Annotated in this window: 23 protein-coding genes; 15 read left to right on the top strand and 8 right to left on the bottom strand. The window is 62.7% G+C overall.

Annotated elements, in window-relative coordinates:
• The first annotated feature begins 189 nt into the window (after positions 1 to 189).
• The 14 genes from AC1DRN_RS20300 to AC1DRN_RS20235 all read left to right on the top strand — a co-directional run bounded on the left by AC1DRN_RS20300 (position 190) and on the right by AC1DRN_RS20235 (position 15,655).
• Positions 190 to 1,077, top strand: a complete 888-nt coding sequence (locus AC1DRN_RS20300; protein ID WP_223462832.1) for a Dyp-type peroxidase — start codon at positions 190 to 192, stop codon at positions 1,075 to 1,077.
• A 16-nt stretch (positions 1,078 to 1,093) separates the two neighbouring features.
• Positions 1,094 to 2,062, top strand: a complete 969-nt coding sequence (locus AC1DRN_RS20295; protein ID WP_223462833.1) for a Gfo/Idh/MocA family protein — start codon at positions 1,094 to 1,096, stop codon at positions 2,060 to 2,062.
• Positions 2,063 to 2,282: 220 nt separating this feature from the next.
• Positions 2,283 to 3,035: a GntR family transcriptional regulator gene (locus AC1DRN_RS20290; protein WP_223462834.1), complete on the top strand. Its 753-nt coding sequence runs from the start codon at positions 2,283 to 2,285 to the stop codon at positions 3,033 to 3,035.
• On the top strand, positions 3,032 to 4,762 hold the full coding sequence (locus tag AC1DRN_RS20285) for a fumarate reductase/succinate dehydrogenase flavoprotein subunit (RefSeq protein ID WP_477786785.1): 1,731 nt from the start codon (positions 3,032 to 3,034) through the stop codon (positions 4,760 to 4,762). The genes AC1DRN_RS20290 and AC1DRN_RS20285 overlap by 4 nt, the downstream gene beginning before the upstream one ends.
• 26 nt (positions 4,763 to 4,788) lie before the next feature.
• Entirely contained in the window at positions 4,789 to 5,034 is a 246-nt protein-coding gene (locus AC1DRN_RS20280; protein ID WP_003180418.1) for a 4Fe-4S dicluster domain-containing protein, read from the top strand.
• A gap of 347 nt (positions 5,035 to 5,381) precedes the next feature.
• The gene (locus AC1DRN_RS20275; RefSeq protein ID WP_223462836.1) at positions 5,382 to 6,788 is read left to right on the top strand and encodes an ABC transporter substrate-binding protein; all 1,407 of its coding nucleotides are present in this window, start codon (positions 5,382 to 5,384) and stop codon (positions 6,786 to 6,788) included.
• Between the two features lie 137 nt (positions 6,789 to 6,925).
• Positions 6,926 to 7,708 (top strand): ABC transporter permease, encoded by a 783-nt coding sequence (locus AC1DRN_RS20270; protein ID WP_223462837.1) that lies wholly within the window; start codon positions 6,926 to 6,928, stop codon positions 7,706 to 7,708.
• On the top strand, positions 7,708 to 8,556 hold the full coding sequence (locus AC1DRN_RS20265) for an ABC transporter ATP-binding protein (protein ID WP_223462838.1): 849 nt from the start codon (positions 7,708 to 7,710) through the stop codon (positions 8,554 to 8,556). The genes AC1DRN_RS20270 and AC1DRN_RS20265 overlap by 1 nt, the downstream gene beginning before the upstream one ends.
• On the top strand, positions 8,553 to 9,515 hold the full coding sequence (locus tag AC1DRN_RS20260) for a HEAT repeat domain-containing protein (protein WP_223462839.1): 963 nt from the start codon (positions 8,553 to 8,555) through the stop codon (positions 9,513 to 9,515). The genes AC1DRN_RS20265 and AC1DRN_RS20260 overlap by 4 nt, the downstream gene beginning before the upstream one ends.
• Positions 9,512 to 9,820 (top strand): DUF971 domain-containing protein, encoded by a 309-nt coding sequence (locus AC1DRN_RS20255; protein ID WP_223462840.1) that lies wholly within the window; start codon positions 9,512 to 9,514, stop codon positions 9,818 to 9,820. Before AC1DRN_RS20260 ends, AC1DRN_RS20255 begins: the two co-directional genes overlap by 4 nt.
• Positions 9,821 to 9,923: 103 nt before the next feature.
• Positions 9,924 to 10,541, top strand: coding sequence for a transcriptional repressor LexA (lexA, locus tag AC1DRN_RS20250; protein ID WP_223462841.1), 618 nt, complete (start codon positions 9,924 to 9,926; stop codon positions 10,539 to 10,541).
• Entirely contained in the window at positions 10,541 to 11,158 is a 618-nt protein-coding gene (gene imuA / locus AC1DRN_RS20245) for a translesion DNA synthesis-associated protein ImuA (protein ID WP_223462842.1), read from the top strand. The genes lexA and imuA overlap by 1 nt, the downstream gene beginning before the upstream one ends.
• A gap of 7 nt (positions 11,159 to 11,165) precedes the next feature.
• Positions 11,166 to 12,581 (top strand): Y-family DNA polymerase, encoded by a 1,416-nt coding sequence (locus tag AC1DRN_RS20240; RefSeq protein WP_457266266.1) that lies wholly within the window; start codon positions 11,166 to 11,168, stop codon positions 12,579 to 12,581.
• Entirely contained in the window at positions 12,557 to 15,655 is a 3,099-nt protein-coding gene (locus tag AC1DRN_RS20235) for an error-prone DNA polymerase (RefSeq protein WP_457266265.1), read from the top strand. The genes AC1DRN_RS20240 and AC1DRN_RS20235 overlap by 25 nt, the downstream gene beginning before the upstream one ends.
• A gap of 133 nt (positions 15,656 to 15,788) precedes the next feature.
• Here AC1DRN_RS20235 and AC1DRN_RS20230 read toward each other — a convergent pair whose 3' ends face one another.
• The 7 genes from AC1DRN_RS20230 to AC1DRN_RS20200 form a co-directional block, all read right to left on the bottom strand.
• A complete protein-coding gene (locus AC1DRN_RS20230; protein WP_150673375.1) occupies positions 15,789 to 16,451 on the bottom strand; it encodes a flavin reductase family protein in 663 nt (220 codons plus the stop codon).
• Between the two features lie 12 nt (positions 16,452 to 16,463).
• Entirely contained in the window at positions 16,464 to 17,951 is a 1,488-nt protein-coding gene (locus AC1DRN_RS20225; protein ID WP_457266264.1) for an amidohydrolase family protein, read from the bottom strand.
• Positions 17,948 to 19,144 (bottom strand): amidohydrolase family protein, encoded by a 1,197-nt coding sequence (locus tag AC1DRN_RS20220; RefSeq protein WP_223462846.1) that lies wholly within the window; start codon positions 19,142 to 19,144, stop codon positions 17,948 to 17,950. Before AC1DRN_RS20220 ends, AC1DRN_RS20225 begins: the two co-directional genes overlap by 4 nt.
• 139 nt (positions 19,145 to 19,283) lie before the next feature.
• Entirely contained in the window at positions 19,284 to 20,336 is a 1,053-nt protein-coding gene (locus AC1DRN_RS20215) for an extracellular solute-binding protein (RefSeq protein WP_457266263.1), read from the bottom strand.
• Between the two features lie 16 nt (positions 20,337 to 20,352).
• A complete protein-coding gene (locus AC1DRN_RS20210) occupies positions 20,353 to 21,141 on the bottom strand; it encodes an ABC transporter permease (RefSeq protein WP_007995935.1) in 789 nt (262 codons plus the stop codon).
• Positions 21,138 to 22,055, bottom strand: a complete 918-nt coding sequence (locus AC1DRN_RS20205; protein WP_457266262.1) for an ABC transporter permease — start codon at positions 22,053 to 22,055, stop codon at positions 21,138 to 21,140. Before AC1DRN_RS20205 ends, AC1DRN_RS20210 begins: the two co-directional genes overlap by 4 nt.
• Position 22,056: 1 nt before the next feature.
• On the bottom strand, positions 22,057 to 23,142 hold the full coding sequence (locus AC1DRN_RS20200) for an ABC transporter ATP-binding protein (protein WP_223462849.1): 1,086 nt from the start codon (positions 23,140 to 23,142) through the stop codon (positions 22,057 to 22,059).
• 140 nt (positions 23,143 to 23,282) lie between these two features.
• Here AC1DRN_RS20200 and AC1DRN_RS20195 point away from each other — a divergent pair, with 140 nt between their 5' ends.
• Positions 23,283 to 23,972, top strand: coding sequence for a GntR family transcriptional regulator (locus AC1DRN_RS20195; protein WP_477786784.1), 690 nt, complete (start codon positions 23,283 to 23,285; stop codon positions 23,970 to 23,972).
• Positions 23,973 to 24,043: 71 nt separating this feature from the next.
• On the opposite strand, the gene AC1DRN_RS20190 is transcribed toward AC1DRN_RS20195, so the two are convergent.
• Positions 24,044 to 24,272, bottom strand: a 229-nt coding sequence (locus tag AC1DRN_RS20190; protein WP_477786783.1) for an integrase core domain-containing protein, incomplete at its 5' end; no start/stop codon positions are given.

Here is a 24,272-nt window from a genome sequence, read left to right as displayed (position 1 = left end):
CTTTGTTTGGCCTTGGTGGGGGGCGTCTTTGCGGCGTTGCTGGCGGGGTGCGGTGAAGAGCCGAAACCCCGCCGACCCGTAGCGAAAGCCCCAGCACGGTCTGACCCTTTGCCACAGGCTCCTGGCCTCTGACGCCACACAAACCCTCGTACTCCGGTTAAACTCCGTGCTCTTTTTCAAGGAGTTCATATGAGCTATTACCAGCCGGGCATTCTCGCCACCCCCGTACCGCCTCAAGCCCGCCATATGTTCTTCGCCCTCGAATCCGTCGAGGCATTGCCGGTCGCGCTCGACAACTTGATGCAACTGGTGGACGGGAAATCGGCTGTCGTCGGCTTCGGTGAATCGCTGGTCAATGCGCTGCACGCTCAGATCGATGGCCTGCGAACCTTTCCGGCGTTGACCGGTGTGGGCGTAGAAAATCCGTCGACCCAGCATGCGCTCTGGTGCTGGCTGCACGGTGAAGACCGTGGTGAGTTGCTCAACCGCAGCAACGTCATCGCCGCCGCATTGGCCCCGGCATTGCGCCTGGTGCAGATGAACGAAACCTTCCGCCACATGACCGGCCATGACCTGACCGGCTACGAAGATGGCACCGAGAATCCCCACGACGAAGCCGCTATCGCCGCCGCGCTGTTGAGCGAAGGCGCTGAAGGCATGGTCGGTGGCAGCTTCGCCGCGATCCAGCAGTGGCAGCATGACTTGAAAGGTTTTCATGGGCTGTCGGCGGATGAGAAAGACAACATCATGGGTCGCCGCTTGAGCGATAACGAAGAGATCGACGACGCGCCGGTTTCCGCCCACGTCAAACGCACCGCCCAGGAAAGCTTTGCACCCGAGGCCTTCGTGGTGCGCCGCTCGATGCCATGGATCGAAGGCGACCGTGCCGGTCTGATGTTCCTGGCCTTCGGTTTTTCCCTCGATGCCTTCGAAGCCCAACTGCGCCGCATGAGTGGCCTGGAAGACGGCATCACCGACGGTTTGTACCGCATCAGCCGTCCGGTCACCGGTGGCTACTACTGGTGCCCGCCGCTCAAGGACGGTCGACTGGACCTGCGCGTATTGCGCATCGGCTGAGCAGCAAGGAGAGCCTATGAACCTGGTGCGTTGGGGCATGATCGGTTGTGGCAGTGTCGCGGAACGCAAAAGCGCGCCGGCCTTCTACAAGGCACCCGGATCGGCGTTGGTGGCGGTGATGGGCCGGCGCCTGGAAGCCGTCACCGACTACGCCGCGCGCCACGGCATCACTCGGGTATACACCGATGCGCAAGCGCTGATCAATGACCCCGAGGTCGACGCGGTGTACATCGCCACGCCGCCCGACAGCCATCATGCCTATGCCTTGCAGGTGGCCGCCGCCGGCAAGCATTGCTGCGTCGAAAAACCGATGGCGCTGAACGCCGGGCAAAGCCGCGAGATGCAGCAGGTGTTTGCCGATGCGGGGCTGCACCTGTTCGTGTCCTATTACCGACGTTCGCTGCCACGTTTCCGGCAAGTGCGGCAATGGCTGGAGGAGGGGCGGATCGGCGAGGTCCGGCACTTGAGCTGGACCCTCACCAAAGCGCCGTCGGCAGCGGACCGGAACGGCAGTGATAACTGGCGCACCGATCCGGCGATTGCCGGTGGAGGTTACTTCGCCGATCTGGCCAGCCATGGCCTGGACCTGTTTCAGTATCTGTTAGGCGATATCGTCGAAGTCGCCGGGTTCACTGCACGGCAGGCCGGGATGTATGCCGCCGAGGATGCCGTCAGCGCCTGTTGGCGGTTCGCGTCGGGAGCGATGGGCATGGGTTGCTGGAACTTTGTTGCAGACCGTCGCGAAGACCGGGTCGAAGTGATTGGCAGCAAAGGCCGGATCACCTTTTCAGTGTTCGACGAACACCCGGTCGAGCTGCACGCTGATCAACACCTCAGCCTGACCATCGAGCATCACGCACACATTCAGTGGCACCACGTATTGGGCATGAATGCGCATATTCGCGGCGAGGCGCAGCACCCGGCCGTGGCCGAGCAGGCGCTGAAGACCGATTGGGTGATGGACCAGATCCTCAAGCGCCACTGACTCCTCAGACCACACAAATCCCCCGTAGGAGCGAGCCTGCTCGCGATAGCGGTTTCACATTCAACATTGAAATCGACTGACCCGCCGCCATCGCGAGCAGGCTCGCTCCTACAGTGTTGGATTGCGTTGCGCATCTAACCTTATGCGCATTCGGTATTTCTCAATCGACATCACGGCTCTCTAAGATCACGTCATAACTCGTTATAACAAGTGATCTGCCATGACCGATAACGTTCTATCCCTGAGCAGCGTTCCGTTGCATACCCAGCTGCGAGACGTGCTGCGTACCCGTATCCTCGACGGCAAATACCCGCAAGACAGTCAGATGCCTTCCGAAAGCGAGCTTGGCACGCTGTTCAAGGTCAGCCGCATCACCGTGCGCCAGGCCTTGGGTGACCTGCAAAAAGAAGGACTGATCTTCAAGATCCACGGCAAGGGCACCTTCGTCGCCAAACCGAAAACCTTCCAGAACGTCAGCACCCTGCAAGGCCTGGCCGAGTCCATGACCGGTCGCGGCTATGAGGTGATCAACCGCCTGCGCAGCTTCAAGTTCATTGCCGCCAACAAGCTCGTCGCCGAGCGTTTACAGGTCGCCGAAGGCGAGGTCGTGGCGCAGATCAAACGGGTGCGCCTGATCAATCGCGAGCCGATTTCCCTGGAAATCACTTACCTGCCCAAGGCCGTTGGCGAGCGCCTGGAAAAAGCCGACCTGGTCACCCGCGACATTTTCCAGATCCTGGAAAACGACTGCGGTCTGACCCTGGGGCACGCCGACCTGGCCATCGATGCGGTGCTGGCCGACAGCGACCTGACTCGGGCGCTGAACGTCGAACCCGGCTCGCCGATCATGCGCATCGAACGCTTGACCCACGATGTCGACGGTTGGCCGCTGGACTTCGAACACCTTTACTACCGTGGCGATGCCTTCCAGTACCGCCTGCGGATCGACCGGAAAAAAGGGGAGCAGGCATGACGCGCAGCACGTTGGAGCAGGAATACGACATCGTTGTCATTGGCGGCGGCACCGCCGGTCCCATGGCCGCGATCAAGGCCAAGGAACGCAACCGTGATCTGCGGGTGTTGTTGATCGACAAGGCCAACGTCAAGCGCAGCGGCGCGATCAGCATGGGCATGGACGGCCTGAACAACGCGATCATTCCCGGCCACTCGACGCCGGAGCAATACACCAAGGAAATCACCATCGCCAACGACGGCATCGTCAATCAGGCCGCGGTGTACGCCTATGCCACCCACAGCTTCGAAACCATCGAGCAACTGGACCGCTGGGGCGTGAAATTCGAGAAGGACGAAACCGGCGACTACGCGGTGAAAAAGGTCCACCACATGGGCGCTTATGTGTTGCCGATGCCGGAAGGGCACGACATCAAGAAAGTCCTCTATCGGCAGCTGAAGCGCGCGCGGGTGAGCATCACCAATCGCCTGGTCTGCACCCGATTGCTGACGGACGAAGAGGGCGCGGTCAATGGTGTGATGGGTTTCGATTGCCGCACCGCTGACTTCCATGTGATCAAGGCCAAGGCGGTGATCCTCGCCTGCGGTGCCGCCGGACGCCTGGGGTTGCCGTCTTCGGGCTACCTGATGGGCACCTACGAAAACCCGACCAATGCCGGCGACGGCTACTCGATGGCCTACCACGCCGGGGCCGAACTGGCGAACCTGGAATGCTTCCAGATCAACCCGCTGATCAAGGACTACAACGGCCCGGCCTGCGCCTACGTCACCGGCCCCTTGGGTGGCTACACCGCCAACAACAAGGGCGAACGCTTCATCGAGTGCGACTACTGGAGCGGGCAGATGATGTGGGAGTTCCACCAGGAGCTGGAAAGCGGCAATGGCCCGGTGTTCCTCAAACTCGATCACCTGGCCGAGGAAACCATCCAGAACATCGAGGAGATCCTGCACAGCAACGAGCGTCCGAGTCGCGGCCAGTTCCATGCCAATCGCGGCACCGACTACCGCACGCAGATGGTCGAGATGCACATTTCGGAAATCGGCTTTTGCAGCGGGCATTCGGCGTCGGGGGTGTGGGTCAACGAGAAGGCCGAGACCTCGGTCAAGGGTTTGTACTCGGCCGGTGACATGGCCGCCGTGCCACACAACTACATGCTTGGCGCGTTCACTTACGGTTGGTTCGCCGGCCATAACGCGGCGGATTTTGTCGCCGGGCGTGAGTTTTCAGCGCTGGATGCCGCGCAGATCGAAACCGAAAAACAACGGGTCTACGCGCCGCTGGACCGCGAACACGGCCTGCCACCGGCTCAGGTCGAGTACAAGCTGCGGCGCTTCGTCAACGACTACCTGCAACCGCCGAAAGTGACGAAGAAGATGCAGATCGGCCTGCAACGCTTCAGCGACATCCAGCGCGACCTCGACCAGCTCAAGGCCCACAACGCCCACGAGCTGATGCGCGCCATGGAAGTCAGCATGATCCGCGACTGCGCCGAAATGGCCGCCCGCGCTTCATTGTTCCGCGCCGAAAGCCGCTGGGGGCTGTACCACCATCGCGTCGATCACCCGCAACGCAACGACCGCGACTGGTTCTGCCATTGCCACCTGAAGAAAGACCAAAACGGTTTGATGAGCAGTTTCAGGAAAGCCGTCGAGCCTTACATCATCCCGCTGGATGCCGACGAGATGCAGGCCTACGACCGGTTGCGGGTCGGTGCCGATGYGGCTTGATGCCGACAACAAAAGAGAGACCGAACATGGCTTACCAACCCCAGGAAATCTTCTTTCGCTCCAACGCACCCGTCACGGTCGATGAAGACAAATGCATCGCCCACAAAGGCTGCACCGTGTGCGTCGACGTTTGCCCGATGGACCTGCTGGCGATCAACCCGGCCACGCAAAAGGCCTACATGGCGTTCGACGAATGCTGGTACTGCATGCCCTGTGAAAAGGACTGTCCGACGGGCGCTGTGAAAGTCGAGATCCCGTACCTGCTGCGCTGAAACACAAATCAATGTAGGAGCGAGCCTGCTCGCGATGAAGCCAGCACAGGCGACATCTCCATTGACTGCAAGAACGCCATCGCGAGCAAGCTCGCTCCCACAGGGGATCGAGGCCAGTGGCAAATCTTGTGTACACCAAAAAAACTGGGGGATCGAGGGCAGACGCAAGTCCTGCATACACCAGAAAAACCTGTGGGAGCGAGCTTGCTCGCGATGAGGCCAGCCCGAACAACCCAAAACGCCATCCGGCACCACCGGACGCCTGATTCAAGACACCCCTCGTTTCCCACCACGCCCTGATCGTGGCGGAGACGAACATCCAATAAATGATTCGAGGGGAAACACTCATGATGTTGCGTGCAGCTCTGGCCGGTCTGGTACTGGCTTCATTCACCCTGTCGGCCTCGGCCGAAACCATCCGCATTGCCATCGGCACCCAGGACACCACCATCAATTGCGCCGCTGGCGGCCTGTTGATTCGTGAGTTGGGCCTGCTGGACAAATACCTGCCCCACGATGGCCCCTACAAAGACGCCCAATACGAGGTGCAGTGGAAAAACTTCACCAGCGGCGCCCCCCTGACCAACGAAATGGTGGCCGGCAAACTCGACTTCGGCGCCATGGCCGATTTCCCCGGCGCGTTCAACGGCGTGGCGTTCGAAACGGCGGGCAAGCACAGCCTGTTCATCAGCGTGCTGTCGGGCAGCATCAAGGGCAGCGGTAACGGCATCGTGGTGCCAAGCGCATCGGGCGTGCAGTCGCTGGCAGAGCTCAAGGGCAAGACCATTTCCGTGCCGTTCGCTTCCACCGCCCATGGCATGCTGCTGCGCGCCGTGGCGGCCCAGGGCTGGGACCCGCTCAAGGACGTGAACATCATCGCCCAGCCGCCGGAAGTCGCCGGCTCCGCGTTGCAGGCCGGCAAGATCGATGCTCACGCCGACTTTGTGCCCTTCGCCGAACTGTTCCCCAGCCGGGGTTTCGCCCGCAAGATTTATGACGGTTCCCAGGCCAGCGCGCCGACCTTCCACGGCGCGCTGGTCGATCAGGCCTATGCGAAAAAATACCCGGAAATCGTCGTCGCTTACCTGCGGGCGAGTATCGAAGCCAACCAGCTGCTGGTGGCTGAGCCGGAGAAATACAGCGAGTTGATCGCCAAGGTCACCGGGGTCGATGCCGAGGTCAATTACCTGTTCCATGGCCCCCTCGGTGTGCAGACCCGCGACCTGAGCTGGAAGCCGGAATACCGTCAGGCCGTGGGCACCGCCATCGATACCCTCAAGTTGTTGAAGAAGGCCGATCGCGGTCTGGATCTCAACACCTTCATCGACGACCAGTACATCCGCGCCGCCTTCAAGGCCTCGAACCTGGACTACAGCGCGCAGCTTGCGAATTACCAGCCGACACCGCTCAAGTCCGTTGATGCCGCCAGCGGCCAAGCCATCACCGACTTCAGTCACGTGGCGGAAATCTGGGTGCGCGGTGAGCCGAAAGTCCGCCAGTACGCCTCGGCGCAAGCGGCGTTTGCCGCGCTGGCCAGCCTCAAGCAGGAAGGCAAGAACATCCGCGCGGTGTACGCCCAGGCCAGCGACAGCGGGATCAAGTTGCTGGCGGATCAGGCGTGGTTTGCCACCGATGGGAAAGGACAACTGAGTGCGTTCCTGCTCAAAGGCCAGGCCCAACAGTTCGCCACGGCGAAGGGCGGCAAGGTCTTCGACTTCACTGATGCCACTGCCCAGGCTGTGGCTGTTCGCTAATCGTCGAAACACCACAGTCCCTGTGGGAGCGAGCTTGCTCGCGATAGCGGACTGACATTCAACATCGAGGTTGAATGTGATGACCTCATCGCGAGCAAGCTCGCTCCCACAGGATTCTCGGGTTGAGAGGAAAAATTGTGTACCGATCATATTCACGCTGGATTCCCAGAGCCGCATCCTTGCTGCTCTGTCTCGTATTCTGGCAACTCGCCGCCAGCCACCACTGGAACCTCGGTCTGGTGACCTTCGCCAACGTCCCGACACCTCTGGCGGTCATTGAAGCCGCCCTAGGCCTCGGCGACTCCGGCAAGCTCGCGCAGCACCTGGGCAGCAGCCTCGGCCGGGTGTTCGCCGGTTACCTCGCGGCGCTGATCATCGGCGTGGCTCTGGGCCTGGCCATCGGCCGCTCGAAATGGGCCGAAGATCTGTTGCTGCCACCCCTGGAAGTGCTGCGCCCGATCCCGGCCGTGGCTTGGATTCCCCTGGCGATCCTGATGTTTCCCTCCTCGGAACTGTCGATGGTGTTCATCACCTTCACCGGCGCACTGTTCCCGATCCTGCTCAACACCGTGCACGGTGTCGAAGGCGTCGACCCACGGCTGATCGCCTCGGCGAAAAGCCTGGGGGCAGGGCGCCGGGCCATCCTGCTGGAGGTCGTTCTTCCGGGGGCTGCGCCCAGCATCATCACCGGCCTGGCCATCGGCATGGGCACTTCGTGGTTCTGTCTGGTGACGGCGGAAATGATCTCCGGCCAATTCGGCATCGGCTACTACACCTGGGAGTCCTACACCATCCAGAACTACGCCGACATCGTGGTCGGCATGTTGCTGATCGGCGTGCTCGGGATGGGCAGCAGCCTGTTGATCAAGCGTCTGGGCGGACTGCTCACGCCCTGGCATCGACCACGAGGAAAAGCCTGATGAGTGTTTTTCAACACCTGCAAGGGCGTATCGATATTCGCGGGCTGTCAATCAGCCTGGGCGAGGGGCTCGAGGCTTTCGAAGCAGTGCAGGGCCTCGATTGCCAGATCGAGCCTGGGCAGTTCGTGTGCATTCTCGGGCCATCCGGTTGCGGAAAATCGACCTTGCTCGGCGCCCTGGCCGGCCACCTGCAACCGCGCACCGGTACGCTGGATGTCGATGGCGCAGCGGTGTCGGGCCCATCGCCTCAGCGCGGCATGGTGTTCCAGCAGCACACCCTGTTTCCGTGGCGCACGGTGCGCGACAACGTGGCGTTCGGCTTGAAAATGCAAGGCATCGACAAGGCCGAACGGCACAAGGCGGCGGATGAAATCCTCGCCCTGGTGGGCCTCGAAGGTTTTGCCGAGCGCTGGCCCGATCAACTCTCCGGCGGCATGCAGCAACGGGTGGAAATTGCCCGGGTGCTGGTCAACCGTCCGCGCCTGTTGCTGATGGACGAACCCTTCGGTGCCCTCGATGCCCTGACCCGGTTGAACATGCAGGAACTGCTGCTGGACATCTGGACGCGCATCCGCACCACAGTGGTGTTTGTCACCCATGACATCGACGAAGCGCTGTTCCTCGCAGATCGCCTGCTGGTCATGAGCTCGCGCCCCGGCCGAATCATCGAAGACCTGCGCCTGGACTTCCCCAGGCCGCGCAGCACCGAACTGGTAACCCGCCCTGAATTCTCGCACCTCAAGCGCCATTGCCTCGAACTCCTGCGGCACGAAGACGGTCGGCAACTGCCGCGCCTGAACCCGCTCGGACTTCCCCCTGAAAACAAACTGCCGCGATTTGCCCTATGACCTCACTATTCGATGTAACCGATAACGACGACATTCTTGCCCTGCAACCACGCCTGACCGACGAGGATGCCGGTGTACGCCGGATCGCGCTGATCGAACTGGCCGATCTCGAGGAGCCGGACGGCCTGCAGTGGTTAATCAATCGACTGGTCGAAGACCCGATTGCAGACGTTCGCGCCGAAGCCGCGCGCCTGCTGGAGGCCTGGGAGGACGCGCCCGTGGTCGAGGCGTTGTGCCAGGCCCTGACGGATCCATCCCCGGCGGTGCAGGCGGCCGCTGCGCAAAGCCTCAGCCTGCTCAAGAGTGAAGCGGCGGGCCGGGTCATTCTGCCGTGGACCGGGCACGCCGACAGCGGCGTACGCACCGCCGCGTTCAGGGCGTTGCGCGAGTTGCGTTGCCCCGATGCCGCCGATGCGGCGGCCCGGGCACTGATTGATGAAAGCGCCAGCGTGCGCCGCGAGGCGGTGGGCGTGCTCGGCTGGCTCAAGCAGCTTGATGCCTTGCCGGCACTGGCGCGGCTGGCCAGCGCTGACCCGGACACTGAAGTTCGGCGTGCCGCCACCGGGGCCTTGGGCCTGGCGTCTGACACGCAGGTGCTGCCGGCCCTGCGCCAGGCCTTGCGGGACGCTGCCTGGCAAGTCCGCGAAGAAGCCGCCACCACCCTGGGCAAGGTCGGCCACCCCGACGCCGGCCCGGCCCTGATCGACGCCCTGGGCGACGATTACTGGCAAGTGCGTCTGCGCGCCACCCGCAGCCTCGGTCGCTTGCGTTTTGTACCGGCGCTCGAAGCACTGATCGACACCCTCGGCCACCGCATCAGCAACCTGCGCAAGGAAGCCGCGTTGGCCCTCGGCGAATTGAACGACCCAGGGGCCATTGCGGCATTGCAGGACGCACAAGACGACGGCGACCCTGAAGTGCGCAAGGCCGTGCGCATTGCCTTGAGCCAACTGCAATGAACCCAATGGCGATTGGCAATTCCCGCAGCAAACAGCAATTGAGACTGAACTGGCCGGATGGTCGCGAGCAAGTGTTCGAACACGCCGAATTGCGCCGCCAGTGCCCGTGCTCGCAGTGCCGGGCGTTTCGGTTGCGGGGGATGGCGCCGATGGTGGATGAGCGGGTTCAGGTGATCGAATTGCACTCGCAGGGGTATGGTTTGCAACTGGTCTTCAGCGATGGGCATGAGCGGGGGATTTATCCGTGGGCCTACCTGGCACAACTCAACCCTGTAGGAGCGAGCCTGCTCGCGATAGCGGACTGACATTCAATATCGATGTTGACTGTGCTGGCCTTATCGCGAGCAGTCGAGCGTCGACCGGCTGCTCCTACATGGTCCTTGCCAGGAAAAAGCCAAAAGAGTACAAATGTACTCCATGACGACTCTGACTCCCCGCCGTACCGCCATCCTGACCTTTATCCGCGATCGCATCGCCGAGCACGGTCAGCCTCCGAGCCTCGCCGAGATCAGCGAGGCGTTCGGTTTCGCCTCCCGCAGCGTGGCGCGCAAGCATGTGCTGGCGCTGACCGAAGCCGGGTTTATCGAGGTCAACCCGAATCAGGCCCGGGGCATTCGCTTGCTCGGGCAGCTGCCGCGTCCCGAGTTGCTGGACATCCCGGTGCTCGGTCGGGTCGCGGCCGGTGCGCCGATTGGTGTCGATGCGCAAATCCATAGCCGCTTGCTGCTCGATCCGTCGATCTTCTCGCGGGTGCCGGACTACATGTTGCGGGTGCGCGGTGATTCGATGATCGAGGACGGCATTCTCGACGGCGACCTGGTTGGTGTGCACCGCAGCCCCGAGGCCGTTAATGGCCAGATCGTCGTGGCGCGGCTCGACGGCGAAGTCACCATCAAGCGCTTCGAACGGGTCGGCGATGTGGTTCGCTTGCTGCCACGCAACCCGGCCTACCAGCCGATCATTGTCGAGGCCGACCGGGACCTGGCCATCGAGGGTGTGTTCTGTGGCCTGGTGAGGCAAGGCTGATGGGTGCCGTCGTTGCGCTGGATACGCTGTTCAATGGCGGCCAGGTCTGGAAGGGCCGGCCTGCGCCACCGGCTGCCAGCCCGCAACCCACCGGGCATGCCGCGCTGGACGCCGCATTGCCCAGCGGTGGCTGGCCGGAGGCGGCGCTGACGGAGATCCTGTTGGCCGGGCAGGGCGTGGGCGAGCTGCAACTGGTGTGGCCGACGCTGGCACGGCTGTCGGCGGCGGGCGAGCGCATCGTGCTGGTGGCGCCGCCTTGTGTGCCGTACCCCCAGGCGTGGCAGGGCGCCGGGGTCGATCTGCGTCAGTTGTCGATCATCCAGGCCAGCGAGCGCGATGCGCTGTGGGCCGCGGAACAATGTCTGCGCTCGGGCAGTTGCGGCGCGGTGCTGTGCTGGCCGCACAAGGCTGATGACCGCGCCTTGCGCCGCTTGCAGGTGGCGGCGGAAACCGGCCAGACCCTGGCCTTCGCCTATCGTCCCCTCGGTGAAGCGATCAACCCTTCGCCGGCGGCCTTGCGCATTGCCATCGATGCCCGACCGGCACAACTGCGCGTGCTCAAGTGCCGCGGCGGCCTGGCCCGTTCGGCGCCGATTGCCTTCGCCGTGGGGCATTGAGGTTGCCATGCGCTGGGTCTGCATTGTTTTCCCGCAATTGGCGCTGGACGCGGTACTGCGTCAGCGCGCCGATCCCGATGAACCCCTGGCGTTGCTGACTGGCCCGGCCCAGCGCCGGGTGCTGCAGGCCGTCAACGGTGCGGCGCGGGCGCTGGGTTTGCGTCCCGGCCAGTCCATGGGCGCGGCACAGGCCTTGAGCAAAGGCTTTGTCACGGCTGAATACGACGCCGCTGAAATCGAACACTGGCAGCAGTTTCTCGCCGCCTGGGCCTATCGCTTCAGTTCCCAGGTCAGCGTGCATTACCCCCGGGCCGTGGTGTTCGAGATCGAATCCAGCCTCGGCCTGTTCGGCGCCTGGCCGCAATTCGAAGCGCTTCTGCGCCGTGAGCTCGGCGAACTGGGGTTTCGGCACCGCATCGTGGCCGCGCCCAACCCGGTGGCGGCGCGGGTGCTGGCCAACGCCTATGACGGTCTGGTGGTCCCGGACGATCAAGCCTTGCAGCATCACCTGGGGCAAATGCCCGTCGACCGGATCGGCCTCGAAGCCTCGGTCGCCACGGCCTTGTCGCGCATGGGCTTGCGCACCTTGAGCCAGGTGCAGGCGTTGCCCCGGCATAGCCTGGCCCGGCGTTTCGAGGCCCAGGTGCTCAAGCATCTGGATGCCCTGTTCGGTTCGCGGCGGCTGGCCCTGACGTTTTACCTGCCGCCGGACCGCTTCGATGTGCGTATCGAGCTCAATTTCGATGTGCAGTCCCATCAAGCCTTGCTGTTTCCGTTGCGCCGGTTGACCGGCGACCTGTCGGCGTTCCTCTGCGGTCGCGACAGCGGCGTACAGCGTTTCGACCTGCATCTGGAACACGCCGGGTTGCCGGACACACTCATCAAGGTTGGCCTGCTCAGCGCCGAGCGCGATCCGGCGATGCTCTTCGAGCTGGCCCGGGGGCGGCTGGAGCAAGTCCAGGTCGAGGCGCCGGTGCGCGGCTTTCGCCTGCGCGCCGAGGATTTGCCGACCTTCGTGCCCCAGCATCAGGAACTGTTCGACGACCGTCCGCAGCAGTCCTTGCCCTGGGAGCAACTGCGCGAACGCCTGCGTGCGCGGCTGGGGGATGACGCGGTGCATGGCCTGGGCTTCCAGGCCGACCACCGCCCCGAGTGTGCGTGGCAGGCCAGTGCCGACAGCCAGCCTTGCACGGTGCCGGCCGCGGTGAAACGGCCGGGATGGCTGCTGACTGAGCCGCTGGCCGTGCATCAGGGCTCGGCGCGCATCCTCATGGGGCCGGAGCGTATCGAGTCCGGCTGGTGGGACGGCGACGACGTGCGCCGTGACTATTACCTGATCGAAACCCGTGCCGGCCAACAGGGCTGGGCCTACCGGGCGGTCGGTGAGGACGGCCCGCTGTGGTTGCAGGGCTGGTTCGCATGAGCATCGACTATGCCGAATTGCACTGCCTGTCGAACTTCAGCTTCCAGCGCGGTGCCTCCAGTGCCCTGGAGCTGTTCCAGCGCGCGAAAAAGCAGGGTTATCAAGCCCTGGCGATCACCGACGAATGCACCCTGGCGGGCATCGTTCGGGCCTGGCAAGCAGCGAAGTCCGTGGAGTTGCCGCTGATCGTCGGCAGTGAAATACGCATCGAGAACGGTCCGAAACTGGTGCTGCTGGTGGAGAGCCTCGAGGGCTATCAGGGGCTGTGCCGATTGATTACCCGCGCCCGGCGTCGCACGCAGAAAGGCCAGTATCAGGTGCTGCGCGAGGACTTCAGCGAACCCTTGCCGGGGCTGTTGGCGTTGTGGGTGCCGGACGCTGTCGATGCCTTTGCACAGGGCCACTGGCTCAGGCAGGTCTTCGCCGAGTGCCTGTGGCTGGCCGTGCAGTTGCATCGCGGTCAGGACGATGCCCGGCGCCTGGACGATCTGCTGACCCTGGCCAGGGAGTTGTGTATTCCTGCGGTCGCTTGCGGCGATGTGCACATGCACGTGCGCGGCCGGCGCGCCTTGCAGGACACCATGACCGCGATCCGCCATCACCTGCCGGTGGCCGATGCCGGGTTGCGCCTGCATCCCAACGGCGAACGCCATTTGCGCAGCCTCGACGTGCTGCAGGCACTTTATCCGCCAGCCTCGCTGGCAGAAACGCTGAACATCGCCCGGCGCTGCACCTTTGATCTGGGCCAGTTGCGTTACCAGTACCCCCGCGAACTGGTGCCGCAAGGGCACTCGGCCACCTCGTGGCTGCGTCATTTGACCGAGGAGGGCATCGAGTGGCGCTGGCCAAAAGGGCCGAAAAGCGAAGTGCTGGTGCAGATCGACAAGGAGCTGCAACTGATCGCGGAGCTGGGCTATGAAAGCTATTTTCTGACGGTCCACGACATCGTCCGCTTCGCCCGCCAGCAACAGATTCTTTGTCAGGGTCGTGGTTCTGCCGCCAACTCGGCAGTGTGCTTCGCCCTGGGGATCACTGAAATCGATCCGGATCGCACCACGTTGCTGTTCGAGCGCTTTCTGTCCAAAGAACGCAACGAGCCGCCGGACATCGACGTCGATTTCGAGCATGAACGCCGCGAAGAAGTCTTGCAGTACGTGTTCCAGCGTTATGGCCGGGCCCGCGCCGCGCTGACGGCGGTAGTCAGCACTTACCATGCGGCCGGCGCGGTGCGTGATGTGGCCAAGGCCTTGGGCTTGCCGCCGGACCAGATCAACGCCCTGGCCGATTGCTGCGGTCACTGGAGCGATGAGACACCACCCGTGGAGCGTCTGCGCGAGGGCGGGTTCGACCCCGAGAGCCCGATGCTGCACCGGGTGCTGAGCCTGACAGGGCAATTGATCGGCTTCCCCCGGCATTTGTCCCAGCACCCTGGCGGTTTCGTGATTTCCGAGCAGCCGCTGGACAGTCTGGTGCCGGTGGAAAATGCCGCCATGGCCGAGCGCACCATCATCCAGTGGGACAAGGATGACCTCGATGCGGTCGGTTTGCTCAAGGTCGATATCCTGGCGCTGGGCATGCTCAGTGCGATTCGCCGATGTTTCGATCTGCTGCGCCGGCACCGGGGCCTGGACTTGAGTCTGGCGACCATCCCGTCCGAAGATGCGGCCACCTACGAAATGATCGGTCGGGCCGACACCATCGGCGTGTTCCAGATCGAGTCCCGGGCGCAGATGTCGATGCTGCCCAGGCTCAGGCCGAAGACGTTTTACGATCTGGTGATCGAGGTCGCCATCGTTCGGCCGGGGCCGATCCAGGGCGGCATGGTGCATCCGTACCTGCGGCGACGGAACAAGGAAGAACCGGAGGCCTATCCGTCGCCGGAACTGGAAGTGGTGCTCAAGCGCACCCTCGGTGTGCCGCTGTTTCAGGAACAGGTCATGCAGATCGCCATCGTCGCCGCCGACTACAGCCCCGGCGAGGCCGACCAGCTACGTCGCTCCATGGCCGCGTGGAAACGCCACGGCGGGCTCGAACCGCACAAGGAAAGGCTGGCCGCCGGGATGAAGAAAAACGGCTACACCGCCGAGTTCGCCGCGCAGATCTTCGAGCAGATCAAGGGCTTTGGCAGCTACGGTTTTCCCGAGTCCCACGCGGCCAGTTTTGCTTTACTGACTTACGCCAGTTGCTGGTTGAAATGCCACGAGCCGGCGGCCTTCGCCTGTGCGCTGATCAACAGCTGGCCAATGGGGTTCTACAGCCCGGACCAGATTCTGCAGGATGTTCGGCGTCATCATTTGCAGGTTCGTCCGGTGGACGTGCGCGCCAGCGATTGGGATTGCAGCCTGGAACCGATCAGCGCTGCGCAACCGGCGATTCGCCTGGGCCTGCGCATGATCAAGGGCTTTCGCGAGGACGATGCCCGACGCATCGAGGCGGCCCGCTCCAAAGGCGCGTTTGCCGACATCGCCGACCTGGGCGAACGGGCGCGACTCGATGCCCGCGCCCAGGAGCAACTGGCCGATGCCGGTGCGCTGCGCGGGCTGGCCGGTGACCGGCATCGGGCGCGCTGGGAAGTGGCCGGGGTACAAAAGCAGCTGGGTTTGTTTGCCGGCCTGCCGAGCCAGGAGGAGGACGTGGTGACGTTGCCCAAGCCCACCGTGGGCGAGGACCTGCAAGCCGATTACGCCAGTGTCGGCACCACCCTGGGGCCGCATCCGTTGGCCCTGTTACGCGCTGAGTTGAAGGCGCGGCGCTGCCGCAGTTCGAAGGAGTTGCTGGACGTCGAGCACGGTCGGCCAGTCAGCGTTGCCGGGCTGGTCACCGGCCGACAACGCCCGGCCACCGCCAGCGGCGTGACGTTCGTCACCCTTGAAGATGAGTTCGGCAACGTCAATGTGGTGGTCTGGCGTGACCTGGCCGAGCGGCAGCGCCAGGTGTTGGTCGGCTCGCAATTGCTCAAGGTCGATGGGCGTTGGGAGAAAGAGGGCGAGGTGCGGCATCTGATTGCCGGGCGGTTGAGTGATCTGAGTGCGTTGCTGGATGGGATCAGCGTGCGCAGCCGGGATTTTCACTGACACATACATTCCCCCTGTAGGAGCGAGCTTGCTCGCGATGGACTTGAGAGCGCCGCGTTCAATCAGAAAGCCCGCGTTATCGTTATCCACCATCGCGAGCARGCTCGCTCCTACAGGGTTGTGTCATTGCGTGCTACTTGGCCAGCGGCCAAAACCGCTCCCCACCCCCCGGCGCATCCGTCCAGGCCTGCAACGACCGCGTCGGCAAGTCGAAGTAATCCCGCGTGCGCGCATAGCCATGCCCGCCCATGCGTCCGATCGCATCCAGCCCCAGTTGATCGATGTACAGGGTTTTCGGGTCGATCAGTTCGTCACGCACATGGGCCATCAGCACTTCACCAAAAATGATCTCCCGGGATTGGCCGATGGACAGCGCCATCATCCGTCGGCACTCCAGCGCCACCGGGGCTTCGCCGATGCGCGGGCATTTGACCGTGGTGCCGGGGATGGCAGTGAGGCCGGCAGCGGTCAATTCGTCGAAGCCGGGGGCGAAGGGCACGGCGCAGACGTTCATGGCTTCCACCAGGGCATCGCTGACGATGTTCACGGTGAATTCCTGGTTGAGCTGAATGTTGCGGGTGGTGTCCTTGGGGCTTTGGTCGCCGTAGTTTTCCACGCCCAGGGCGAGGATGGGCGGATCGGCCGACAGCGCATTGAAAAAGCTGAACGGCGCCGCATTGATCCGGCCTTCGCCGTCGACGGTGGTGACCAGGGCGATCGGCCGCGGCACGACGCTGCCGATCAGAATTTTGTATTTGTCCCGCGGGCTCAATTGGCTGAAGTCGAAGCTTTGCATGGGCAGAAATCTCTAGAGAAGTGGATCAATCGCGCTCAGTGGCGAATGTGCGCTGTAGTTGTCGGCGAACGGGATGGCTGGCTGGAACAGGCTTTTCCAGTCCGGCTGGCCAAAGGCCCGGTCGCTGTGGCTGCGCATCAGTTTTTCGAATTGGCGTTGGGCCTGGCGTTGCAGGGCGGGGAAGTCGATGCCCTCGACCTGGCCGTCGTGCATCACGCAGCGGCCGTCGATATAGCTGGCGATGCAGTCGTCGCCACGTCCGGCCAGCACAAGGTTTTTCAGCGGATCGAATAGTGGCCCCAAGTGCATGCCGCGCAGGTTGAACACGGTGATGTCGGCCTTGCACCCCGGCGCCAGCCGACCGAGATCGTCGCGGCCCAACGCCTTGGCGCCGCCGAGGGTCGCGGCGTTGTACAGGTCCAGCGTGCTGGTCAGGTCGTTACCGCCCTCCATAAGGCGGGCGATGTTCAAGCCCTGGCGCATGTTGTCCAGCAAGTCCGCCGGCCAGGTGTCGGTGCCCAGGGCGAAGTTGATGCCCTTGGCCCGATAGCGGCCAAACGAATTCAGTGCCTCGCCGTCCCGGGCAAACACCACCGGGCAATGCACCAGGCTCGCGCCGCCATCGATCACCAGTTGCAGGTCGTCATCGCCTCGGGTGTAGATACCGTGGGGCAGCAGGCTGCGCGGGTTCAACAGCCCAAGCTGCTGCAACCAGCCCAGTGGCGAGGTGCCGCGCAGTTGCTCGACCATTGCCACTTCACCGAGGCCCTGGCAGCAGTGCAAGCGCATCGGTGCGTTCAGCTCCCGACTCAGCGCAGCGGTGCGCTGCAGCAGCGCCGGCGTGCAGGTCTGGATACGATCGGGCAGCAGCGCGCCGCGAGTCAGGCCGTTGTGCGCGCCATCGAAATCCTGGAAAAACCGTTCGGCGGCATCGAGGCCGGCCATGCCCCGGACTTCGTCCCAGTGGTGCGCCAGGGCTCCATCGGTGCGCCAGTAACTCATGCCACTCATGTAGCAGGGACCGAGGTAAGTACGCAGCCCCAACTCGGCCGTCACTGCGGCCACCGCCGCAAGCTCGTCATAGGTCTCGGCCCACTCGCGGTAATACATCGAGGTGATCGGCATGGCCGTGGTGATGCCGTTGCGGATCAGTTGCGTGAAGGCGTAGCGGTATTTGAAGACTTCTTCTTCGGGGCTGTAACTTTCCCGCGATCCACGCGCCAGATACTCCGCCGACCACATCCGGCCCATGGCGCGCTCGTCGCCGTTGTCCAGGGTCAACACGGTGGAGTCGAGATCGCCGAGGGCATCCAGATCGATGAAGCCGGGGCCGATCAGCGCATTACCGTAATCAACCCACTGATCTACCGGCCCCGGATAACCGCGCCCGACAAACTCGATGCGTGAGCCTGCGAACACCACTTCGCCGTCGCGCCAAAGCACATGCTGCGTGCCGTCGAAGCCGACCACGCAACTGGCCCGCAAACCGATGCGCTTCACAGACGGCTGTCCAGCAAACGGCCGCCTGCAGCAATCAATCGACCCGCACGATAGACCTGACGCAATGGCCGCGAAACCACGGCTTCGCCCAGCGTTTGCACCGGCATCAGCAGGAAGTCCGCCAGTTGGCCGATTTCCAGGCGGTTGGCTTCGCACCCCAGCGCCTGGGCGCCGTTGACGGTTGCCGCCGCGAACGCCGCCGCCAGTTCTTCGTCCTTGCTCAGGTCGAAACGAAACGCCAGCAGCATTGCACGCTCGAGCATGTCGCCGTTGCCCATGGGCGACCAGGCATCACGAATGCCGTCCGAGCCCAGGCACAGATTCACCCCGGTTTCGCGCAAGGCCAGGAACGGTGGCACCGCACAATCGGCCGGGGCCGAACTCATCAGCGAAATACCCAGCGTCGCCAGGCGCTCGGCCATCGGTTTGACCTGGCTCCACGGCAACATCCCCAGGCAATACGCGTGGCTGATCATCACCCGGCCCTGGCGGCCGTAGCGCTCTGTGTAGTCGGCGATCAGGGCGATCTGCCACAGGCCCAGCTCACCCTTGTCGTGCAGGTGAATGTCGACGCCACGGTCGAACTCGCTGGCCAGTTTGAACACGAAATCCAGTTGCGCGACAGGGTCGTTGTCGATGCCGCACGGGTCCAGGCCGCCGACGTTCTCCACGCCCAGGGCCATGGCTTCGCGCATCAGTTCGGCGGTGCCGGGGCGACTGATCAGGCCGGTCTGCGGGAACACCACCAGTTGCAGGTCGATCAGGTCGCGGTAGTTTTCGCGCAGTTGCTGCATGGCCTCGACATGGCGCAGGCCGAATTCCGGGTCGATGTCGACGTGGCAACGCATGGTCAGCGAGCCACGGGCGATGCAGTTTTCCAGCAGGGCACCGGCTCGTTGCGCAATCGGTGTTGTGACTTCGCGCAGGATGCGCCGTTCGTTGGTGATGTAGTCCTTGAGGGTCGGGCCAGCGCTGTTGGGGCGCCAGGGTTGGCCCCAGAGGGTCTTGTCCAGGTGCACGTGGCTTTCCACCAGGGCGGGGGTGAGCAGTTGGTTCTGGCCGTCGATGTCGGTGACCAGCAGCTCGGTGGTCGAGGCCGGGCGGCGTTGGCTGAAGCGACCGTTTTCGATCAGCAGGTCTTCGGCGGGGGCGCCGTAGGGGCGCACATTGCGCAGCCAGCGGGGTTGGGTCATACAAACCTCAAATTCAGTGTTGTGTGAGAGGGCCTCATCGCGAGCAGGCTCGCTCCTACAGTGGATCTTCGGCGGTCACAAAATCCCTGTAGGAGCGAGCCTGCTCGCGATGGCCGCGACTCGGTTTCAAGTCAGGCAATCAACCCTTGAGCTTGGCCCAAATGCGGTCCTGCAGTTCCCGCGCCTTGTTGCTGCATTCCTTTTCCGGGCGCAGGCGCGAGGCGAATTCGTCGGGCATGTTGATGGCGTCCATGACCCGCCACTTGGCGTCGATCAGCTTGTCGCTCTGGATGCCATTGGCGTAGGCGATGGCGTTGGACACGGCGGCGGCGTTTTCCGGTTTCATCATCCAGTCGATGAAGATTTTCGCGTTGCCGGGGTGTGGCGCGCTTTTCGGTACCGCGAAGTTGTCCTGGAACATCGCCAGGCCTTCCTTCGGATACACATACTTGATGGTGCTCTTCTGCAAGGTGGCCCGCGCTGTAGAACCGTTCCAGTTCTGCATCATGATCACTTCACCGGAGGCCATGCGGTCGACGGTGTTGTCCGAGCTGTACATCTTCAGGAAGGGTTTCTGTTTTTGCAGCAGTTCGAGGATGCGCTTGGCGTCCTGGGGGTTCTCGCTGCATTCGTCGACATTCAGGTAGTGGCTGGCGGCGTTGATCACGCTGCTGGAGGTGTCGAGGGCCGCGAGCTGGCCTTGCAATTCCTTGCGCGGTTCGAAGAACTCTTTCCACGAGTCGTCGAGCTTGCCGCCGGGCACCCGGGCGCTGTCATAGGAAAACCCGGTGGTGCCCCACAGGTACGGCGCCGAGAACTTGCGCCCCGGGTCGAAGCCCGGGTCGCGGAACGCCGGTTTTACGTACTGGAAGTTGGGCAGGGCCGAGGCGTTGATTTCCAGCAACAGGTCCTGGTTGATCAAGGTGCGCATGATCGATTGCGACGGCACGATCACGTCATAGGCCGCGCCACCGGCCTGCAACTTGGCCAGCAGGGTTTCGTTGCTGTCGTAGCCGTCCATGGTGACCTTGATCCCGGTCTCCTTTTCGAACTTGGCCAGCAACTCGACCGGGTAGTAGTCGGTCCAGTTGTAGAAGAACAGTTCCTTGGGCTCGGCGGCCTGGGCGGTGAAAACGGTGAAGCAACTGAGGGCCAGACCGGCGACGCCGTAACGCATGCTTTTCAGGATCATTGTTAACGCTCCAGGCTTATTGTTGTTTGCCGCGCTGTCCCAGCCAGAAGGCCAGCACCACCAGCACGATGGATATCACCAGCATCAGGGTCGAGATCGCGTTGATCTCCGGCGTCACGCCGGCCTTGATGGCCGAGAAGATGTACACCGGCAAGGTGGTCGAACCGGGACCTGCGACGAAGAAAGTCATGATGAAATCGTCGAGGCTGACCACGAACGCCAGCACCGAACCGGACAGCACCGCCGGCCACAGCAGCGGCAAGGTCACCCGACGAAACACCTGCCAGGGGTTGGCGTACAGGTCGTTCGCCGCTTCCAGCAGGCTCTTGTCCAGGTCGTTGAGCCGCGCACGGATTGGCAGGTAAGCGAAGGGAATGCAGAAGCCGATGTGGGCGACGATCACCGTCAGCAAACCGAGCTTGATCCCCAGCGCCATGAACAGCAGCAGGGTGGCGACGGCGGTGACGATCTCCGGCAGGATCAGTGGCAGGTTGATTCCGCCCTCGACCATTTTCTGCCCGTAGAACGGCCGATAAGTTGCCAATGCCGCGAGCAATGCAATGGCTGTGGCACAGACCGTGGCGATGCTGGCGACGATGATCGAGTTCAGCGCCGCGGTCTGGATCGACGGGTTGGCCAGGATCCGTCCGTACCAGGCGAACGAGAACTCGGTCCACACCGTCGCCGAGCGGTTGGCGTTGAAGCTGTAGGCGATCAGCACGAAAATCGGCAGGTACAGATAGGCCAGCATCAACAGGCTGACTTCGCGGGTCAGGGGCAGTTTCTTCAGGTGCAGGGCGATCATGTTCGGGCTCCTGGGCGTTGGGTTTTGGCGGCATTGCGGCTATAGAGGGCGTAGAGCACCAGGGACAGCAACATGATCCCCAGCAACAGGAACGACAGCGAACTGCCCAGCGGCCAGTTGCGCGCGGTGCCGAATTGTTGCTGGATCAGGTTGCCGATCATCAGCGTCTTGCCGCCACCGAGGATTGCCGGGGTAATGAAGGCACCCAGGCTCGGTACGAACACCAGCAAGGCCCCGGCGATCACCCCCGGCATCGACAGCGGCAGGATGATCCGGCGCAACGCATGCCAGCGGTTGGCACCCAGGTCATAGGCTGCCTCCACCAGGCGCCAGTCGAGTTTTTCCAGGGTCGAGTAGATCGGCAGGATCATGAACGGCAGGAAGCTGTAGACCAGGCCGACGCTGACCGCGAAGTCGTTGTAGAGCAGGGTGATGCCCCCGGCTTGCGGCAACAGCGCGTTGAGGCTCTGGGCGACCCAGCCGTGTTCGCGCAGGATGATCAGCCACGCATAGTTGCGGATCAGCAGGTTGGTCCAGAACGGGATGGTGATCAGCAACACCATCAGGTTGCGTCGACGGGGCGTCAGGCTCGACATCCACAGTGCCACCGGGAAGCCGAACAGGAAACACAGGACCGTAGTGCCACCGGCCTGGAACACCGAGCGGATCAGTGCCTGGGCGTAGACCCAGTTCAGTTCCAGTTCACCGTCGAAACCTTCCTGGAAAAACAGCTGAACGTAACTTTGCAATTGCCAGTTGGCCTGCCAGTCGACGCCACCATAGACGTTGCGTGGCAACAGGCTGATGTAGCCCATGATGCCCAGCGGAATGGCGATCAGGGCCAGCAGGGTCAGGACCACCGGGCTGAGCAGCAGCGCACGGTTGAGGGCTGGAGAAGTGCTGCTGACGCTCATCTCAGGCCTCCATCAACAGGCAGGCATGGGGCGGCAGGTTGACCGCGACGCGATCACCCACCACCCGGCCGTGGTTCAGGCCTTCGTTGTTCTCGCGCAGCATGACCTTGATGTCGTTGTTCAGGCGGCATTGGTAGAGCGTGGCCGTGCCGACATACAGCACGGCTTCGATCACGCCGCGCAGGTGATGGGGCTGCGTCGGCTCGACCAGTTGCGAACGTTCGGGGCGAAACGCCAGTTGCACCTTGCTACCGTCGAAGCCCTGGGCCGGGCAGGGGATTTCCACTGGCATGCCGTTGGGCACAAAAAGCTTTTCGTTCTGCTGGCCGCGTTTGAGGTGGCCGGGGAGGAAGTTGATGTCGCCGATGAATTGCGCGACGAACTGATGCTGCGGCCGTTCGTAGATCTCGTTGGGCGTGCCGATCTGCAGGATCTTGCCGGCGGACATCACGGCGATGCGATCGGACAGGGTCAGCGCTTCTTCCTGATCATGGGTGACGAAAATGAAGGTGATCCCGGCTTCTTTCTGCACACGCTTGAGTTCGACCTGCATTTCCTTGCGCAGCTTGAGGTCCAGGGCCGACAGCGGTTCATCCAGCAAAAGCACTTTGGGTTTCGGTGCCAGGGCCCGGGCCAGAGCCACCCGTTGCTGTTGCCCGCCGGATAGTTCGGCCGGTTTGCGCTTGGCCAGGTGCTCCATTTGAACCAGTGCGAGCATCTCATTGACCCGCTGGGGGATCAGTTTGCGATCAAGGCCCTGCATCTCGAGGCCGAAGGCGATATTCTGCGCAACACTCATGTGCGGAAACAGCGCGTAACTCTGGAACACGGTGTTGACCCGACGCTTGAACGGCGGCAAATCGTTGACCGGCTCRCCCGCGAGGCGGATCTCTCCGTCGCTGACATGCTCGAAACCGGCAATGGTGCGCAGCAGGGTGGTTTTGCCACAGCCAGAGGGGCCGAGCAGGGTGAAGAATTCGTTGTCGGCAATGTCGACCGAGACGTTGTCCAGGGCTGGCGCCAGCCCCGGATCGTCGGAATATCGCTTTGAGACGTTTCGCACTTCGATTGCTATTGGATGACCCATTATGGTGCATTCCTCTAATTATTGTATGCAAAATATGGATGCAATTTAGAAATACCCGGATTAATCTGCCCGTGCAAGCCCCTTTTTCAAAGGCTGTTCAGTCGCCAGGGTTGGTTGCGCAGGGCGCGAGGAGTTGATGAATGACGGAAAAGAAACTGGAAACCACGGTCGACCGCGTCTACCAAGGGGTTTACGAGGCGATCAGCAAACGCTCGTTGCGTCCGGGCATGAAACTCGGCGAAGCCTCACTGGCCGAGCTATTCAATGTCAGCCGCACGTCCGTTCGGGCCGCGCTCAAGCAACTGGAAGCCGATGGACTGGTCACCACCGAGCCCAATAAAGGTGCGTCGGTGTCGTTGCCGAGTGACGAAGAGATCCGCTCGTTGTTCGAAACCCGGCGTCTGATCGAGATCGGTATCGTCAGCGAACTGTGCCGTCGTCGCGATACGGCGGTGACCCAGGACCTGCGCGATCATTTGCTGCTGGAAGATGAAGCGCATCAGAGCGGTGATCACGAACGGCTGATTCACCTGCTCGGCGAGTTCCACATCAAGCTGGCCCGCAGCCTGAACAACCCGGTGTTGCTCGACTGGTTCCAGAAGCTGATTTCCCGGGCGTCGCTGTATGCCGCCGCACTGGATGACGACAGCCACGAGGCCTGCCGCGACGACGAACACCGGCGGCTGATCGAGTACATCGAAGCGGGCAACCAGAGCGCGGCCATCGAACTGACCTGCATGCATTTGAATGGCATCGAGAAGGCGATCCTCGACGTCGCGGCCACCCTGAAAAGCAGTTACAACCCGCTCAAGCATTTGATTGAGGTCTAGACCCCTCTGAACACCAAACTGTAGGAGCGAGCCTGAACTGGTCAACTAATTTTGGACACCAGTTACGGTTTTCATGCCGCCAGTTTTTCCATAGCTACCGGTGAACGATAGCCGTTGTAGCTATGGAGCCTGACGTTGTTGTAACGCATCACGTAGCGTTGCACGTCTATGCGGGCTTCATGCTCAGAGTTGTAGCCATCTTCTGGCACCCACTCTGATTTAAGGCTCCCAAAGAAACGCTCCATCGGGGCGTTATCCCAGCACAAAGAAACGCTCCATCGGGGCGTTATCCCAGCACTC

The sequence above is a fragment of the Pseudomonas sp. P5_B3 genome (assembly GCF_056400405.1).
The sequence above is the reverse complement of the archived record's forward strand: the minus strand, read 5'-3'. Positions and strand labels throughout refer to the sequence as shown.

Coding starts and splice junctions, on each gene's coding strand:
- AC1DRN_RS20275 (WP_223462836.1), top strand. CDS start 5,382: ATGATGTTGCGTGCAGCTCTGGCCGGTCTGGTACTGGCTTCATTCACC.
- AC1DRN_RS20210 (WP_007995935.1), bottom strand. CDS start 21,141: ATGATCGCCCTGCACCTGAAGAAACTGCCCCTGACCCGCGAAGTCAGC.
- AC1DRN_RS20240 (WP_457266266.1), top strand. CDS start 11,166: ATGCGCTGGGTCTGCATTGTTTTCCCGCAATTGGCGCTGGACGCGGTA.
- lexA (WP_223462841.1), top strand. CDS start 9,924: ATGTACTCCATGACGACTCTGACTCCCCGCCGTACCGCCATCCTGACC.
- imuA (WP_223462842.1), top strand. CDS start 10,541: ATGGGTGCCGTCGTTGCGCTGGATACGCTGTTCAATGGCGGCCAGGTC.
- AC1DRN_RS20230 (WP_150673375.1), bottom strand. CDS start 16,451: ATGCAAAGCTTCGACTTCAGCCAATTGAGCCCGCGGGACAAATACAAA.
- AC1DRN_RS20280 (WP_003180418.1), top strand. CDS start 4,789: ATGGCTTACCAACCCCAGGAAATCTTCTTTCGCTCCAACGCACCCGTC.
- AC1DRN_RS20255 (WP_223462840.1), top strand. CDS start 9,512: ATGAACCCAATGGCGATTGGCAATTCCCGCAGCAAACAGCAATTGAGA.
- AC1DRN_RS20265 (WP_223462838.1), top strand. CDS start 7,708: ATGAGTGTTTTTCAACACCTGCAAGGGCGTATCGATATTCGCGGGCTG.
- AC1DRN_RS20290 (WP_223462834.1), top strand. CDS start 2,283: ATGACCGATAACGTTCTATCCCTGAGCAGCGTTCCGTTGCATACCCAG.
- AC1DRN_RS20205 (WP_457266262.1), bottom strand. CDS start 22,055: ATGAGCGTCAGCAGCACTTCTCCAGCCCTCAACCGTGCGCTGCTGCTC.
- AC1DRN_RS20300 (WP_223462832.1), top strand. CDS start 190: ATGAGCTATTACCAGCCGGGCATTCTCGCCACCCCCGTACCGCCTCAA.
- AC1DRN_RS20195 (WP_477786784.1), top strand. CDS start 23,283: ATGACGGAAAAGAAACTGGAAACCACGGTCGACCGCGTCTACCAAGGG.
- AC1DRN_RS20295 (WP_223462833.1), top strand. CDS start 1,094: ATGAACCTGGTGCGTTGGGGCATGATCGGTTGTGGCAGTGTCGCGGAA.
- AC1DRN_RS20260 (WP_223462839.1), top strand. CDS start 8,553: ATGACCTCACTATTCGATGTAACCGATAACGACGACATTCTTGCCCTG.
- AC1DRN_RS20220 (WP_223462846.1), bottom strand. CDS start 19,144: ATGACCCAACCCCGCTGGCTGCGCAATGTGCGCCCCTACGGCGCCCCC.
- AC1DRN_RS20215 (WP_457266263.1), bottom strand. CDS start 20,336: ATGATCCTGAAAAGCATGCGTTACGGCGTCGCCGGTCTGGCCCTCAGT.